This window comes from Streptomyces sp. NBC_00859 (assembly GCF_045161865.1).
In the GTDB taxonomy this organism is placed as follows: Bacteria; Actinomycetota; Actinomycetes; order Streptomycetales; family Streptomycetaceae; genus Streptomyces.
The window spans coordinates 1,079,164-1,094,467 of sequence record NZ_CP108826.1; the positions used below are offsets into that span (position 1 = coordinate 1,079,164).

Here is a 15,304-nt window from a genome sequence, read left to right on the forward strand (position 1 = left end):
CTCCGGCCCGGAGCTACGGAGCAGGGGCACCCCCGGAGCAGTGCAAAGCAGCGCAGGGCCGCGGCGGAGACCGCCGCCGCCCTTGCCCGCCCCTCAGCGACACCGGAGACGGCCTCGGCCCAGCTCCCGCTCCGGTCAGGCCGGTCGGATCACCGCTTTCTCCACCAGCAGCCGCGCGGCCGCGGTGATGCTCTGCGCGTCGATACCTGCCGCGGCCAGCTGCTCCTCCGGCGTGGCCGACCCCGGCATGTTCCCGACCGCGAGCCGGACGAGCCGGGGCACCGGCCTGCCGTCCGCGAACGCCTCGGCCACCGCGTCCCCCAGTCCGCCTTCGGAGTGGTGGTCCTCGACCGTGATCAGGCAGCCCGTCTGGTCCGCCGCCGTCCGCAGGGTCCCTGCGTCCACGGGCTTGACCGAGTAGAGGTCGATCACCCGCACCGCGATGTTCTCCCGCGCCAGCGCGTCGGCCGCCGCGAGGCACTCATGGAGGGTCTGGCCCGCGCCGACCAGGGTCAGCGCGTCGTCCTCACCGGACCGCAGGACCTTGCTGCCGCCGATCGGGAACTCCTCGTCCGGCCCGTAGATGACGGGGGTCTCCCCGCGGTTCGTCCGCAGGTAGCGGATGCCGTGCGCGTCCGCCATCTCGGCCACCAGCCTGGCCGTCTGGTTGGCGTCGCTGGGGTACAGGACCGTGCTGCCGTGGATCGACCGGAACATCGCCAGGTCCTCAAGACCCATCTGGGACGGGCCGTCCTGACCGATCGCCGTACCGACGTGCGAGCCGACGACATTGATGCCGGCGGCGCCGATCGCCGCCATCCGGAAGAAGTCGTGCGCCCGGGTGAGGAACGAGGCGAAGCTGCACGCGAACGGGGTGTAGCCGCGCGCCTGCATGCCGACAGCGGCGGCCGCCAGCTGCTGCTCCGCGATGTAGCACTCGAAATACCGCTCGGGGTGCTTCTTCGAGAAGAACTCGGCTCGTGTCGAGTCGCCGACCTCCCCGTCGAGTACGACCACTTCGCCGCGCGCCGCACCGAGGGCGGTGACCGCATCGCCGAACGCGTTGCGCGTGGCGACCTCGTCGCCCTTCTCGTAGCGCGGCAGAACGAGGTCCCCGCCGCCGGTGCTCCGCGCCGGTCCGGCGTCGGCCGGCTTGTGCACGTCGACCCGGATGGACCGGCGGCCACCCAGCTCCTCGACAGCCGCTGCCGCATCCGGCAGTGGTTTGCCGTGCATCCCCTCGCGGTCCTCGACGTCGGCCACCCCGCGCCCCTTGCGGGTACCCGCGATGATCGCGGTGGGCCTGCCCTTGACGGCGAGCACCTCCTCGTACGCCGCGTCGACAGCGGCGATGTCGTGCCCGTCGATCTCGACCGTGTGCCAGCCGAAGGCCCGCAGCCTGCGTCCGTACGCCTCCAGGTCCCTGCCGTGCCGGGTGGGCCCGCGCTGCCCCAGCCGGTTCACGTCGACGATCAGCGTCAGATTGTCGAGGTTCTCGAACCCGGCGTGTTCGGCGGCCTCCCAGACCGAGCCTTCGGCCATCTCGCTGTCACCGCTCAGCACCCAGACCCGGTACGGCAACCGGTCCAGGGATTTACCCGCCAGTGCCATGCCCACCCCGACGGGCAGCCCCTGCCCCAGCGAGCCGGTGGCCACGTCCACCCAGGGGATGCGCGGCGTCGGATGACCCTCTAGACGGCTGCCCTTCTTACGGAAGGTGAGCAGCTCCTCGTCCTCGACGGCACCCGCCGCGCGGTACATCGCGTAAAGGAGCGGAGTGGCGTGGCCCTTGGAGAGGACGAAGCGGTCGTTGCCCGGATGGTCGGGCCGGTCGAAGTCGTAACGCAGATGCCTGGCGAGGAGTACGGCGGCCAGATCCGCCGCGGACATCGATGACGTGGGATGCCCGGAGCCCGCCGCGTCCGCTGCGCGAACCGCGTCCACACGGAGCTGCTGGGCCAGTTCGAAGAGCTCTGCGTTCTGATCCGTACTCATTTGCTGTTCCCTTCCCGCGACCGGGCTCACTGCGGTGCCGGCGGAGCGGTGTCGAGCGGGCAGCCCCTGGAGTGGGCGTACCCGGATGTTCACCTTGTCCCGGTCACACAGCACCGCGTACCCAGTCCGCGACGACGCGCACACGTTTCCCCGGCATGGCGGCAGCCGCCTCCGTCGCCGCACCTGGCCTCCCCCGGGCACAGCGGTCGGAACACCGAACGGGCGTATCAGTATCCGAGATACGCATCTCAGCATTCGGCGAAAGCATCTACGGTGGTGACACCACTTCGGATGAGTTCGACATCGAACAGGGAGATCCGCCATGCCGGAAGAGACAGCCGTATACACGCACGGCCACCACGAGTCGGTGCTGCGCTCGCACACCTGGCGGACCGCCGCCAACTCCGCGGCCTACCTGGTGGGCGAGCTCAAGCCCCACATGCGGATCCTGGACATCGGCTGCGGGCCCGGCACGATCACCGCCGATCTGGCCGCGCTGGTGCCTCAGGGCACGGTCACCGGCGTGGACAGAGCGCCCGCCATCGTGGAGAAGGCCCGTGCGCTGGCTGCCGAACGCGGTCTGGCCAATACCGACTTCGCCGTCGCGGACGTGCATGCGCTGGACTATCCGGACGACACGTTCTGCGTGGTCCACGCGCACCAGGTGCTCCAGCATGTCGGCGACCCCGTGCAGGCTCTGCGCGAGATGCGCCGGGTCACCAAGCCGGGCGGCATCGTCGCGGTGCGCGAGAGTGACTACGGTGCGTTCACCTGGTACCCGGAGTCCCCGGTGATGGACGACTGGCTGGACCTGTACCACCGGGTCGCCCGCGCCAACGGCGCCGAGCCGGACGCCGGGCGGCGGCTGTTCTCCTGGGCCAGGCAGGCGGGCTTCACGGACATCAGGTCGACGGCCACCAACTGGGTCTTCGCCACCGATGAGGAGCGCTCCTGGTGGAGCGGGCTGTGGGCCGACCGTACGACCGAGTCCGTCTACGCGCAGCAGGCGGTGGACGGCGGGCACGCGACACGGGAGCAGCTGTCGGCGGTCGCGGACGCCTGGCGCGAGTGGGGCGCGCAGGAGGACGGATGGTTCCTGGTCCCGCACGGCGAAGTCCTCTGCCGCGTCTGATGCCGGGCCGGAGCGGGCCTGCCGATTCCGGCCCCGAGGCCCACTCCGGCGTCAACTAGGCTTCTCCGCATGGAGATCCTGGGAACCACGTTGCGTATCTGCGTCGACGACCTAGAGGCTTCGGTGTTCTTCTACGAACGCCTCACCGGTGCCAAGGCGCTGCGCTTCGAGCGCGGCGGAGTGTCCGTCGCCGCGGTCGGCTTCTTCCTCCTGATGAGCGGCCCGGAGTCGGAGCTGGAAATTCTTCGCAAGGTGAAGGCGACCATCGCGGTACGTGATGTCGACGAGGCCCTCGCCACACTCACCGAGGTCGGCGCGCAGGTCATCGCTGGGCCGGTACCGACCCCGGTGGGCCGCAATCTGATCGCGGTCCACCCCGACGGGTCGGTGTTCGAGTACGTCGACAGAAACGGGGCCGGGCCCGCGGCCTGAGCGTTACGGGCCCGGGGCCTCTCAGCTCTGCGGCCGCATCCGGTACTCGTACGCCTCGGGCAGCGGCTCGTCGGTGAGCGCCGACCAGACCTCGTTGAGGACTTCGGCGCCCTCCCGGAGGTCTGCCACTTCGAAGCCCGCGTCGAATATCGCACGCGCCGCGCCGGTCTCCCCCTCGGCGAGCAGGAGCTGGGCCTCGACCAGACGGAACCGGCCGCGGTCCCGGGTCCCGGGGTCCAGCCGGTCCCAGACGCTCCGGGCGTCCGCGGTACGCCCCACCGCGAGCAGTGCCTCGATGGTCTCGCGTCCCAGAGCGGCCGTCACCGCCGTCCAGCCGGGCCCCTCGCGCCGCTCGTCGCAGAGGTCGTCGAAGGCCTCGGCGCAGCGGTCGGCCGCCCTCCCGCTGTGGCCGTCACACCGGTCGGCGACAGCGAGGCAGCGCAGCAACGGCCAGCGGGACGGGGCCAGTTCGAGGCCGCGCTCCCAACTGCGCACCGCCTGGGCCCGGTCGCCCTCGTGCCACTGGGCGATACCCAGGTGGTACTCGGTCAGCGGCTCGGCGAGGGCGGTCTCCAGCATGTCCCGCCAGTGCCGTGAGACCAGCGACGGTCCGGGCGGAGTGACCTTGCGCGGCGCGGGGAAAGCACCCGACCGGTAGAGTTCGAGCCAGGGCTGCTGGTCGTCGCCGAGCGCCGACTCGTCGAACGGCGTGCCGGGCAACTTGTACCCGCCGCGCAGGACTTCGAGCGCGCCCCAGCCGGAGCCGGTGGCGAGCATCTCGTGCGGCTCCCGGTCGGCGAAGCCACGCCACGCCTCGTGAGCGGCCGCCACCCGGTCCCTGGGCAGCGCGGCTTCGAGCCGGGCCGCCGCCTCTCCGCGGGCCGCCGCCCAGTCGTCGCCGTGGACGGCCGACGCGTCGGCCGTGAGCGGCCCGTACGCCTCCAGCCAGCTGAACTCGGCGCCCGCTTCGAGCCGTACGTGCTCCAGCTGGGTGCGGGCGAGGCCGGCCTGGATCTCGGCGTAGCCCGGGGTGCCCGGCTCGGTCAGCCACTGCTGCCAGCGCCGGCCACCGGTGCCCGAACCCCACAGGAAGAGCTTGCGGCCGGACAGCTGGTCGGTCGATGTCTGGACGAGCCCCTGGCCGTCCGCGCCCACCGCGGCGATCCACTTCCTCGCCTCGCGCGGCACCTCGTAGAAGTAGTCGGCCGGGTACTCGCTGCGAAGGGGGTACGTGCGGTCGGCGCCGTTCCAGCCGGGGACCGGGACCCGGCGCAGACTGCGCTCGTAGCCGAAGTGCCAGGCCTCGTCGGCGGGGGCGATGACACGGGTCGCCGTGTCCTCGGGCACGGCGATGTTGGACCACCAGTAGGTGGGCACTGGCTGCTCGTGCGGGTTGCGGATCCGCACGCCGACATAGAGGAAGTCGGAGTCGTCCGGCAGCCACAGGTCCACCTGGAAGGGCAGATCGCGCAGCCGCTCCCACTCCCAGAGCCGCAGCATCTCACCGCCGTCGGGTGCGGTCACGAGCGCCGCGTGCAGCGGGGCGCAGCTGAGGGTGGTGTGTCCGGTCGCGCCGATGTTCCACTCGATGCCGCCGGAGAACCAGGCGCCGTTGAGCGCGAAGTCGGCGGGCTGGAGCACGGGGTTGCGGTAGAGCAGTTCGCGGCCGGTCGGCTTGTGGAACAGGGAGTGGATCCGGCCGCCGAGCCCGGGAAGCACCGTGGCCCGCAGCCGGTCGTTCTCGATCACGATCGTGTCGAGACCGGTGGGCGTGCGTTCCCTGCCGTAGCCGTCGAGTACACGGACCGGCAGCACGCTGCTCAGCGGCGCGTACCCGACCTGGTGGGCCATGTCGTACGGGAGTCCGTCCCGGTCCTCGGCCTCCACGGTGTGCATCTCGTCGAGCGGACGCAGCGCCGGGAGCGGGTTCTCCGGCCCCAACGGGGCAGCGGGCACGGTCATCACCGCACGTCGCACGGTCGTGGCCAAGGCAACCTCACTCGCTCGTGGGGCAGCCGTCCGCCCGGCGCCCCCTGATGACCATGGAACACCGGCGAGGCTGGTCTGACCAGGGGTTCCCGCGGCCGACTTATCCGGAAGGAATCCGACAAGCTGCGGCACGAGGGCGACACCGGGGCCCCGCGGTAGGCCTGGCACAAGCCAATGAGAGCGCCGTCTTCGGCGATGGCCTACTTGTACACGTCACCGCTCGTCCGCTTCGACTCGGAAGTGGCGAGCAAGTCCCGGTCCTCTTCGCACCGTGGCGGGCGACCCACGACTCCCAGGGGCGCAAGTGGTCAAGTGAGACTCCTCGATCAGCTTGAATGCCGGAGCTAAGTCGCTCTGCCCCACCGGCATCGCGGGACGAAGTCTCCGCACTCGACGATCTGCCTCGGTCGGCCCATGAGGGCCATGCCTGTCCCCAGGACAGCCTGCCGGTCCCATACCTACGCCGCCCCCCTGGGGTCGCGCTGGAGCAGCCGGAACCACCCGCTGGAACAACTCCCACAACCCATCCGGCACCAGACGCTCCACCACCACCGGCACGACCGTCAGCCTAGTGATCAAGCCAGTTGAGATGACCCCCAAACCGGGGTTGGGAACATTCGGAGGGTCCGGCGACGAGCCAAGGGCCACGGGGCGTTCTTCCTGGTGGGGCGGTTCGGACACGGTAGTGGGGCGGCGGTACGCAAGATGAAGGTAGTCTCAACTTCACTGTCCCCAACGTGCTGCAACATGATGGATTCCCCAATTCAGGAATTCAGGGAGAGGTGAGCACCGTGCCCGAGGCACCCCAGCGGCCGCCGCTGCGCGCCGACGCCCGCCGCAACGTCGAGAAGCTGCGCCAGGCCGCGGCGGACGCCTTCTCCGAGCACGGGCTCGACACACCGCTGGAGACGATCGCGAAGCTGGCGGGAGTGAGCGTCGGCACGATCTACAACCGCTTCGGCAGCCGTGACGCGCTACTGGACCAGGTCGTCAACGAACTCGCCGACCGGCAGGTGCGCGCCGCGATGGTCATCGCGGACGGCACAGCGGGCACCGCGTGGGAGAGGCTGCTGGCCTACGTAGGGGCCATCTGTCAGGCGCAGGCCGAGGACCCGGCGTTCAACGACGCGTTCTCCCGCCGCTACCCCAACGCCCCAGCCCTCAAGGCGGTCTGCGACCGGTCCCTGGCCTTCGCCACCGAGCTGGCTGCCGGCGCCCGCGCCGAAGGGGCCCTGCGCGAGGACGCCCAGGCGGACGACATCGCCCGCTTCTTCCAGGTCAACGGTGACCTCGTGCGGGCCGGGGACGACGCCGGCCGCCGCCGCGTCCTCGCCCTGCTCTTCGAGGGCCTGCGCGCACGCACCGGCAGTCGCCCGCTGCCTGACTGAGCACGGCCTGGAACGACGGCGGTGTCGGCCCCGCCGAGGCGGCGGGACCGACACCGCCGTCGCGCGCGACTACGCAGCGCGGGCCGCGTTCGCGGCGGCCTCGAACGCGTCCGCCCGCGACTGTTCGCCGAGTGGGACCAGGTGCTCCATGGCCGGGATGTCCGCGGCCAGCGTCAGGTCCGCGACGATGAAGGTCGCCTCCATCTCGAAGATCACCGACAGCACGGACTCCAGGTAGTTCAGCACGTGCTCGTGCGGCGCCCGGGGTGTGCCGGGGGCGTAGGAGCCGCCGCGGCTGGTCACCACCGTCACCGGCGTGCCCCTCACCTTCGACTCCGGCGAGCCGGCGGTGCGGCCGATCAGGATCACCTGGTCCAGCCACGCCTTGAGGCTGGAGGGCACCGAGAAGTTGTACATCGGCGCGCCGATGACTACCGCGTCGGCCGCTTCCAGCTCCGCTATCAGGGCCAGGCGCTCGGCGAAGGCTCGAGCCTGCCCCTCGGTGTGCTCCGCCGGGTCGAGCGACCCGGCGGTGTGGGCGTCCGCAGTGATGTGCGGGACCGGCTCAGCGGCCAGGTCCCGGTAGATCACCTCGCCACCCGGGTGCTCTTCCAGCCACGCACGACGGAAGGCCTCGGTGACGGCCCGAGAGGTGGACGCCTGGCTCGCGAACGCGGACGAGTCGATGTGCAGCAGTGTCGTCATGGTGCAACTCCGAAAACGGCAGAGGGCGTGCGCACCCTCCCGCCGCAGGCGGTGGGAGGGTCGCGGTAGATAACTTGAACCTACCATCAACTTCAGCCGCAAGTTGAGTGCACTCTCAAGTTCCGTCGATACGCCCCTCAGGCTCAAGCCGGGCCACTCCTTCGCGCCGCCGCGCGGAGCCACATGCGCAGGAGATACAGAGTGAGCAGGCCCTGGGCGAGGGGGCCTCGACTGCGTCGAGGTCGACCGGGGCGCGCCCGGAGCGTCCGTTGCCGAAGTGGGTGAACCTGCCCGCGGACCGGGCCCGACGAAGCACGGTCGCGCCCGGCAGGGCGCAGAGCTTGCGTACGAGTGCCTCCAGGCACAGGGCCTTGAGGTCCGGTTCTGCCACCGGCCGGTGAAGAGCCCTTCCGGAGAGACCGCGTCGGTGAAGCCCCGCACGGTGCATAGCTCATGCCGAGCTGCCGCTGGACCGAACACAAGCCGTAGGCGCCCCTACACGGCTGAGCCCTGACCGTATGCCGTGCGCCCTGCAAGGACACCCCGGCTTCACCTGCCCAGACACAGAATTCCGTATCACTTCAGGGACGATTGGGCTTCGCTCCCGGGTCGGAGTGAAACCCCAGCAGCTCATTAACCTCGTGCTTTCACGAGGTGGGCCGTCTGGTGAGCGGTCAGGAAAGCAGAAAGTACCTCTGACCAGCGACAATGAGGATTGCTGAGGTCCTTGTTCCCGCCACCGCCGGAAGCACTTCCCAGGCGAAGAAACGTATCGGGTCCTACCCGCGTGTCCGCGTCGAGGGCGCCGGTCGCGGAGTCGTCTCGCAGGCCGGGGCCGTGCTCCTGGCGGCTATATCGGCGGCACTCCTGCCGTGGCGCAGACCGTGGGCGGTCCACGGCCCGGGCAAGATCCTGCTGGATGTCGCGCTCACGGTGGCGCTGGGCGGGGACTGCCTGGCCGATGTCGGCATGCTGCGGGCCGAGCCGGCCTTGTTCGGGCAGGTTGCCTCCGACCCCACGGTCTCCCGGCTGGTCAGCGAGCTGGCCTCGGGCGGACATCAGGTCCTGGCCGCGCTGCGCACCGCCTGCGCAGAAGTACGTGAACGGGTATGGTGGTTGGCCGGTGACACAGCACCGGACGCGGGCGGGCAGGTGATCGTGGACGTCGATGGCGTCCTCGTCCTGGCGCACTCCGAGAAGCAGGACGCCACCGCGACCTGGAAGAAGACGTTCGGGCAGCACCCGCTGATGGGGTTCGTTGACACGGTCGCGGCGGGTCCGGTGAGCCGGTGGTGGGTGGTGGGCCTGCTGCGCCCGGCAACGCGGGCTCCAACACGGCCGCGTGATCCGCGCCGACTCCGGCGGTGGCACCCATGAGTTCGTCGTCTGGCTCGCCAAGCGCGGAAGGTGGCTGTCGTACTCGGTCGGCATGACCAACACCGACGCCATCCACCAGGTCGTCCTGAAGGCCGCGCTGGCCATGGACCGATGTGATCACCGATGCCCTGGACCGGCTCCACGCCCTCCCGAACCCCGGCTGATCAGCAGCGTCCCCATCCCCACGAGTAGCACTACCCGACCGGAGCCGTGGAACCCGGCGCCCGCCCGACGCGACAGTCGGGCGCTCAACCTGCCCAGACTCCGAAAAACCCCACCGGTACTCATCACGAAGGGCCGTCAACAAGCTGACGGCCCCTCATGAACAATCGAGGCTAGCTAGCTTAGGCTGACTGCGGCGTTGACGATCCGGTCGAGTTCGCGGCGGGCGAGGCCGGCGAACCCCCGATAGGCCGGGCTTTCGGCCCAGCGCGCGTATGCCGCGCCGAACGCCGCGGTGCCGGCCAGTCCGGCCAGTTCGGCCGTCCCGGCGGCGACTTCCCGATCCTGCAGCGCTTCGGTCATCGTGTGGGCAAGCGCGGCGCGCTTGAGCACGGCGCGCTCGTGCAAGGTCGCCGAGGAAGCGATCAGGCGTTGACGGGTCGCGGCATGGCGGTGCCGGTCGGCGTCGAAAACGGGGTCGACGGCGAGGACCGCGGCACGCACGAGCTCGAGCGGCGAGGCACCTGGCGCGCCATCCGCGATGGTCTGCCGGAAGGTGTTGCCGAGCAGGTCTTGGCCCCAGAACAGCACCTCGGGCTTGTCGGGGAAGTGGCGAAAGAACGTCGCCTTGGTCAGTCCGGCGCGGCCGGCGATCTCGGCGGCCGACACCGCCTTGTACCCGCGCTCGGCGAACAACTTGAGGGCGGCTTCTTCTAGCCGTGCGTGCGCGTCCGGTTGCCAGCGGGCCATGACCCCATCATAGCGGCGCGTTGCGACTGGGTCTCGTCAACGTATACGGTGTTGAGACCAAGACTCATCACTAGGGCCTTGTCAGGACGGATTCGAGGAGAAAAATCATGGGACGTCTGACCGGCCGGACGGCCGTCGTCGCCCGCGTATCGACCGGCATCGGGCTGGCGACGACGCCGGGGATGGTCGAGGAGGGCGCTGTGGTCTTCCGCGGGGTGGGAGCATGACGGTTCGCCGGGTCGTCACCGGACACGACAGCGAGGGCAGGTCGCGCGTGGTCGACGACCAGAACGTGGAGCCGATCACCTCCGCGCTGACGCCCGGCTTCGCCGCTTACCGGCTGTGGGGGCGAGACGAGCCGCCCACGTTCCCGGACGGCGGGTCGCCCAGCGGCGTCGAGACGTACTTCCCACCGCGGGAGGGATCGCGCTTCGTGATCATTACGCATCCTCCGGAGGGGGTCACCCCACCGCCGGACGTGGACGCAGCTGCAGCTACCGCCGAGCTGGAGCGGCAGATGCCAGGCGTGATGGCCTCAATGGAGCCCGACGGCTCAGGGATGCACACCACCGACACGATGGACTACCTGATGGTCGTGCAAGGCGAGGCCACGCTCGAACTCGACGACGGCGAGCGAGCCGTGTTGCGGGCAGGCGACGTGGTCGTCCAGAACGGCACCCGGCACGAGTGGCGCAATTACGGCACCGAGCCCTGCACGCTCGTCGCTGTCTCGGTCGGCGCGGACCGCACAACAACCCGTTAGTCCCGCGCACCCCAGGGGCATGGCCGGCCGGCCTCGGGACTCGCTGCTCTTTTCTGCCACCGTCCGAGTTGGCGGTGGCAGAGGAGAACGCACGACCGTTGGAGTCCAGCACCAGAGGCGGATAAGGCCGTAAGGACCGCCGCCTCAAACTTTCTGTGAAAGTCCGGCCAACCTCAAACAGCAGCAGCGAACGGAGAACGCCAATGGCAGCCAGAAACCATGATTTGAGCGGGCGTCTCCCGCTCGTCGACACCGCAGCACTGAGCCCAGCGCAACAGCGCTTCTACGACGCCGCGATGGCTGAGCAGCACCCGTGGTCATTGAAAGCGGGCTTTCAATTTGTCACCGCCGACCAACGTCTGATCGGGCCGTACAACGCGTTCCTACGCCGTCCTGAGGTCGCCGAAAAGTTTCAGGAGTTGGCCAAGGCCGAATCTCAGCACACGTCTCTGTCCCCGCAGTTGCGTGAGGTCGTGATTCTCGCGGTCGGGTCAGCCTGGGGCTCGGACTACGAGGTCTACGCCCACCGGATCCTGGCCCAGGCCGCGGGGATTTCCACCGGCGATGCGGACGCATTGGCCGCGGGTCGCTCCCCCGAACAGCTCGGTCGCGAGGCAGAGCTTGTCTTCGCTCTCGCGCGTCAACTGACTATTGAGCATCACATCGAGCAGGCGCTCTACGACGAGGCCCTGTCCACCTTCGGCGAGGAGGGCCTTTTTGACATCGCGGTGCTGATGGGCGTCTACCTCACTGTCAGTAGCATTCTCAATCTCTTCGCCGTCCCCGCACCTGAGTAGCCGGTCCTCTCCGACCTCGCAGGAGGCTGAAAAAGTCGGTCGGCCGGTGCTGCGGTTGCGCCGGATCAGCAGCCAGTACCGCCTGGCCGGCCCAGCGGGAGCGGGCTGCTCGGGTGGCCTGTCGTCCTCGGCCGAGGGTGCCTTCTGGTCGCTGGTGTCGATCAGGGCCCAGTCGCGCCAGCGGCGCCCGTGAGCTCCCTGATCTTGCGGTGGCCGCTGGTCACAGCGTAAACGTTGCCGGTTGGCGGCGTGTTCTGGACCGGGCACCCGATGCGTTCGCGGCCGTTTCATCCGGTGGAGACGCGGCGTGCGGCGGCCGGGTTAGTGACCGGCCTGCTGGCCGATCTTGATGTCAGGACGAGTTGGCAGCTTGCAGACAGCCGCGACCGAAGCAACGCCCCACCGAGACGACCATGATCGAGCTGACCTTCAACGAGACCCGCCTCCTCATCAACGCATTCCTCATCGAACCCGGCCGCACCTTGATCCACCGCTTGTACTGGTCAGGATGGCGACGCCAGCACCGACTCCGCGCCAGAAGATCCCACTACGCAGCCCGCCCCACCCTCGAACTCCAGCCATGATCACGAATGGCGGCTGCCGTAATAGCGCGCTTTCGCGAGTGGGTCTGTCCGAGCCGTGATCAAATAAATGGAGAGTACTGCTGACCTGCAACGATAGGACTTGTCGAGGGTCCTGTCAGCTGCAAGGAAAGAAGCACTCTCCAGGTGAAGAAGAGCAGCGGCTCCTACCCGCGTGTCCGTGTCGAGGGCGGCGGCCGTCGAGTTGTTGCCCAGTCCGGGGCCGCGCTGTTGGTCGAGACGGTCCGCAAGTCTGCCCTTGACACCGCGATATCCGCGGCGCTGGCGCCGTGGCGAAAGCCGCGGGCCTCGCACGATCCGGGCAAGACCCTGCTGGATGTGGCCCTGACTGTCGCACTCGGCGGCGACTGTCTGGCCGACGTCGGCATGCTGCGGGCCGAGCCGGCGGTGTTCGGCCCGGTGGCCTCCGATCCGACCGTCTCCCGCCTCATCGGCGCACTAAGACCTGTCCCGTAAATGATCTCTGCCTGGTGTGGACGTGGGCGGTGACCAGCCCGACCGCTCGTCTATCCGGCGAGGTTGAGGTTGTGCAGGCGGGCGATGCCGAGCATGGCGTGGTGGACGCCGTCGCCCTTGAGGCGGCAGTCGCGGAGGATTTTCCAGGTCTTCATGCGGGCGAAGACGTGCTCTACGCGGGCGCGGACCTGTTTGTGGGACTTGTTGTGGGCGTGTTTCCAGTCGGGCAGTTCCTCGCCGTTGCGGCGCCGGTGTGGCATCACCAGCCCGGTGCCCGGATAGCCGCCGTCGGCGATTGTCATCGTCTTGCCGACGGCGGCCTTCGCGCCGGACTCCTCCCACGCCTTGCAGTCGTTGCGGTTGCCGGGCAGAGGCCGGCCGACCACCACAACGAGCCGAGTGTCGGCGTCGATAACGACCTGGTGGTTCGTGGAGTACCGGTAGTTCTTGGACTGCTCGGCGATGGTGTGGTCGCGGGTGGGCACCAGGGTGCCGTCCACGATGAGCACGGTGTCCTTGCGGAACCGCTTGCGGGGCTGCAGCGCGAGGGACGGGCCGAGGTGGTCGATGATGCGGTCGGCCGCGGACTTCGAGATACCGAAGAGAGGGGCGATCTGGCGCAACGTCAAGTTCGTGCGCCAGTAAGCCGCTACCAGCAGCACCCGGTCCTCCAGCGGAAGAGACCACGGGCGGCCCTTGCGGACCGGATCTGCACCTTCGCGGCGCAGCGCGGTCACCAGCTTGCCGAAGATACGCGGGCTCAGCCCGGTGAACGGGGCTATCCAGGACGGCTCCGACGCCGTGATCACACCAGACACAGCAAGATCATCTCACCTGTGACCAGCAGTTACGGGACAGGTCTTAGCCGCGTCCGGCCCGAAAGCTCTTGCAGCGATCCGCGGCGCACGTTCCGAAGTGCGCCAGCGAGTCTGGAAGTTGGCCGGGGAAAGCAGTCCGGCCGCCAACGGCCAGGTGATCGTGGACATCGACGGCGTACTGGTCCTCGCCCACTCCGAGAAACAGGACGCCACCGCGACCTGGAAGAAGACCTTCGGCCATCACCCGCTCGTCGCTTTCGTCGACCACGGCCCAGCCGGGTCCGGAGAGCCGGTGGCGGCCCTGCTGCGGCCCGGCAACGCGGGTTCCAATACCGCCGCCGATCACATCGAAACCGCCCAACTCGCCCTGGCTCAGCTGCCCCAACGCTTGCGGCGGGGACGGCAGACGCTGATCCGCACCGACTCCGGCGGCGGCACCCACGCCTTTCTCGACTGGCTCTCCCGGCGCGGCCGGTGGCTTTCGTATTCCGTCGGAATGACCATCACCGACGCCATCCACCAAGCCGTCCTGAAGATCCCGAAGAAGGCGTGGACACCTGCCTACGACGCGGGCGGCACCGAACGGCCCGGAGCCTGGGTCGCAGAGATCACCGACATGCCCGACCTGAGCACCTGGCCCACGGGCATGCGGCTGATCGTCAGAAAGGAACGCCCCCACCCCGGTGCCCAGTTGCGCTTCACCGACTTCGACGGACTGCGGCTCACCTGCTTCGCGACCAACACCAAAGGCGGCCAGCTCGCCGACCTCGAACTGCGTCACCGCAGGCGGGCCCGCTGCGAGGACCGCATCCGCGGCGCCCGTGCCACCGGCCTGTGCAATCTGCCCCTGCACGACACGGCACAAAACCGGATCTGGCTGGAGATCATCTCCCTCGCACTCGACCTCCTCGCCTGGATGCCGATGCTCGCCCTGACCGGCGAAGCCCGCCGCTGGGAGCCCAAGACGCTCAGGCTTCGGCTGTTCTCCGCCCCCGCGCAGCTCGTCACCACAGGCCGCCGCCGCTGGCTCCGCCTGCCCGACCGATGGCCCTGGACCACCGCCATCAGCCACGCGTTCGTCAGGCTCAACGCCCTGCCGAACCCCGGCTGATCAGCCACATCGACCGTCCCGACGACCCGCACCACAACACACCGGCGAAGTGGAACCCGGGCGCCCATCCGACGCGAGAGCCGGCCCCTCGCCCTGCCCCAACCCCGAAAAAATCGCACCCCCAAACACAGAGTCCCCGTCAGCAAACCGACGAAGACTCATGAACGATCGAGGTTAACCTCACCCGACAGCGCAACCAACATGCCTGAGGGCACTTCTGTAACTCGATATGAGTTATCTCGTACGGAACTGACGAAGTCATCCTGCAGCCCAAGGTCGTACCGCCGCACATAATGGATCAGATCCCACCTCCAAATCCATTCACCGTCAGTAAGTACAGACGACCCCCCTCTTATAGAGAACTTCGAACGCGGCCGAGGCGGTCGAGCTGCTGGCCGCGCTCGCACCAAACCTGCGCGCCGCAGTGAAGGCCGTTTCACGCAAGGCATTCGTGATCGCCGCCACCATGGTTCAGCTGTCCGCAGGAATCGGTCTGGTCACGACCAGTGGTATTCAGTGACGCTTCCTCCGCTCACGGTGAGGGTGCCGTGAGGAGTGGTTGCGTCGGACCACACGGTGTATTCGCCCGCGGTCAGCGAGGAGATGACCAGGCAGTGGATGGTGCGGTCTGCGAGGTGACGGGGCCGGACGGCAGCGTGGGTGCGGCGCTCCGGCTCATCTGATGGGCTGACTTCGATCTCCAGGCCGTCGTGTTCGGCGCGGGTGTGGATGATTACGGCGCCGGTGTCGGCTCCGATGTCGAGGACGACGCTGCCCTCGGTGGACGGTGCGGGCAGGGGCGCGTGGGTGTGCACGTCTGTCATGGC

The 15,304-nt window shown here is 69.0% G+C and carries 12 protein-coding genes and 3 pseudogenes; 8 read left to right on the top strand and 7 right to left on the bottom strand.

Annotated features, from left to right (window positions below; translation table 11 throughout):
* Positions 1-135 precede the first annotated feature (135 nt).
* Positions 136-1,995: a transketolase gene (locus tag OG584_RS04520; protein ID WP_405775199.1), complete on the bottom strand. Its 1,860-nt coding sequence runs from the start codon at positions 1,993-1,995 to the stop codon at positions 136-138.
* A 322-nt stretch (positions 1,996-2,317) separates the two neighbouring features.
* Between OG584_RS04520 and OG584_RS04525 the strand changes: the two genes are divergently transcribed.
* Positions 2,318-3,127, top strand: a complete 810-nt coding sequence (locus tag OG584_RS04525; RefSeq protein WP_405775201.1) for a methyltransferase domain-containing protein — start codon at positions 2,318-2,320, stop codon at positions 3,125-3,127.
* 69 nt (positions 3,128-3,196) lie between these two features.
* Positions 3,197-3,559, top strand: coding sequence for a VOC family protein (locus OG584_RS04530; protein WP_405775203.1), 363 nt, complete (start codon positions 3,197-3,199; stop codon positions 3,557-3,559).
* A gap of 21 nt (positions 3,560-3,580) precedes the next feature.
* Here the strand turns inward: OG584_RS04530 and OG584_RS04535 are convergent, their stop codons facing one another.
* Positions 3,581-5,548 (bottom strand): DUF5107 domain-containing protein, encoded by a 1,968-nt coding sequence (locus OG584_RS04535; RefSeq protein ID WP_405775205.1) that lies wholly within the window; start codon positions 5,546-5,548, stop codon positions 3,581-3,583.
* 791 nt (positions 5,549-6,339) lie between these two features.
* On the opposite strand from OG584_RS04535, the gene OG584_RS04540 reads away from it, so the two are divergent.
* Complete coding sequence (locus OG584_RS04540) at positions 6,340-6,936, top strand: TetR/AcrR family transcriptional regulator (protein ID WP_405775207.1); 597 nt, start codon at positions 6,340-6,342, stop codon at positions 6,934-6,936.
* A gap of 69 nt (positions 6,937-7,005) precedes the next feature.
* Here the strand turns inward: OG584_RS04540 and OG584_RS04545 are convergent, their stop codons facing one another.
* Together OG584_RS04545 and OG584_RS04550 are read right to left on the bottom strand one after the other, a co-directional pair.
* Positions 7,006-7,641 (bottom strand): FMN-dependent NADH-azoreductase, encoded by a 636-nt coding sequence (locus OG584_RS04545; RefSeq protein ID WP_405775209.1) that lies wholly within the window; start codon positions 7,639-7,641, stop codon positions 7,006-7,008.
* Between the two features lie 115 nt (positions 7,642-7,756).
* Positions 7,757-8,032, bottom strand: a complete 276-nt coding sequence (locus OG584_RS04550; RefSeq protein WP_405775211.1) for a hypothetical protein — start codon at positions 8,030-8,032, stop codon at positions 7,757-7,759.
* Between the two features lie 317 nt (positions 8,033-8,349).
* Here OG584_RS04550 and OG584_RS04555 point away from each other — a divergent pair.
* A pseudogene (locus OG584_RS04555) lies at positions 8,350-9,112 on the top strand (transposase); the annotation flags it as partial.
* Positions 9,113-9,357: 245 nt separating this feature from the next.
* Here OG584_RS04555 and OG584_RS04560 read toward each other — a convergent pair.
* Positions 9,358-9,930, bottom strand: coding sequence for a TetR/AcrR family transcriptional regulator (locus tag OG584_RS04560; RefSeq protein WP_405775213.1), 573 nt, complete (start codon positions 9,928-9,930; stop codon positions 9,358-9,360).
* A gap of 223 nt (positions 9,931-10,153) precedes the next feature.
* Between OG584_RS04560 and OG584_RS04565 the strand changes: the two genes are divergently transcribed.
* The 3 genes and pseudogenes from OG584_RS04565 to OG584_RS04575 all read left to right on the top strand — a co-directional run.
* On the top strand, positions 10,154-10,693 hold the full coding sequence (locus OG584_RS04565; protein ID WP_405775215.1) for a cupin domain-containing protein: 540 nt from the start codon (positions 10,154-10,156) through the stop codon (positions 10,691-10,693).
* Between the two features lie 203 nt (positions 10,694-10,896).
* On the top strand, positions 10,897-11,490 hold the full coding sequence (locus OG584_RS04570) for a carboxymuconolactone decarboxylase family protein (RefSeq protein WP_405775217.1): 594 nt from the start codon (positions 10,897-10,899) through the stop codon (positions 11,488-11,490).
* Positions 11,491-12,218: 728 nt separating this feature from the next.
* Positions 12,219-12,533: pseudogene (locus tag OG584_RS04575) on the top strand (transposase); the annotation flags it as partial.
* A 65-nt stretch (positions 12,534-12,598) separates the two neighbouring features.
* Here OG584_RS04575 and OG584_RS04580 read toward each other — a convergent pair.
* Positions 12,599-13,366, bottom strand: coding sequence for a transposase (locus OG584_RS04580; RefSeq protein WP_405773694.1), 768 nt, complete (start codon positions 13,364-13,366; stop codon positions 12,599-12,601).
* Positions 13,367-13,409: 43 nt separating this feature from the next.
* Between OG584_RS04580 and OG584_RS04585 the strand changes: the two are divergent.
* Positions 13,410-14,477: pseudogene (locus OG584_RS04585) on the top strand (IS1380 family transposase); the annotation flags it as partial.
* Between the two features lie 497 nt (positions 14,478-14,974).
* On the opposite strand, the gene OG584_RS04590 reads toward OG584_RS04585, so the two are convergent.
* Positions 14,975-15,301, bottom strand: coding sequence for a hypothetical protein (locus tag OG584_RS04590; protein WP_405775218.1), 327 nt, complete (start codon positions 15,299-15,301; stop codon positions 14,975-14,977).
* Positions 15,302-15,304: the final 3 nt, after the last annotated feature.

Coding starts and splice junctions, on each gene's coding strand:
- OG584_RS04520 (WP_405775199.1), bottom strand. CDS start 1,995: ATGAGTACGGATCAGAACGCAGAGCTCTTCGAACTGGCCCAGCAGCTC.
- OG584_RS04525 (WP_405775201.1), top strand. CDS start 2,318: ATGCCGGAAGAGACAGCCGTATACACGCACGGCCACCACGAGTCGGTG.
- OG584_RS04530 (WP_405775203.1), top strand. CDS start 3,197: ATGGAGATCCTGGGAACCACGTTGCGTATCTGCGTCGACGACCTAGAG.
- OG584_RS04545 (WP_405775209.1), bottom strand. CDS start 7,641: ATGACGACACTGCTGCACATCGACTCGTCCGCGTTCGCGAGCCAGGCG.
- OG584_RS04560 (WP_405775213.1), bottom strand. CDS start 9,930: ATGGCCCGCTGGCAACCGGACGCGCACGCACGGCTAGAAGAAGCCGCC.
- OG584_RS04565 (WP_405775215.1), top strand. CDS start 10,154: ATGACGGTTCGCCGGGTCGTCACCGGACACGACAGCGAGGGCAGGTCG.
- OG584_RS04570 (WP_405775217.1), top strand. CDS start 10,897: ATGGCAGCCAGAAACCATGATTTGAGCGGGCGTCTCCCGCTCGTCGAC.
- OG584_RS04590 (WP_405775218.1), bottom strand. CDS start 15,301: ATGACAGACGTGCACACCCACGCGCCCCTGCCCGCACCGTCCACCGAG.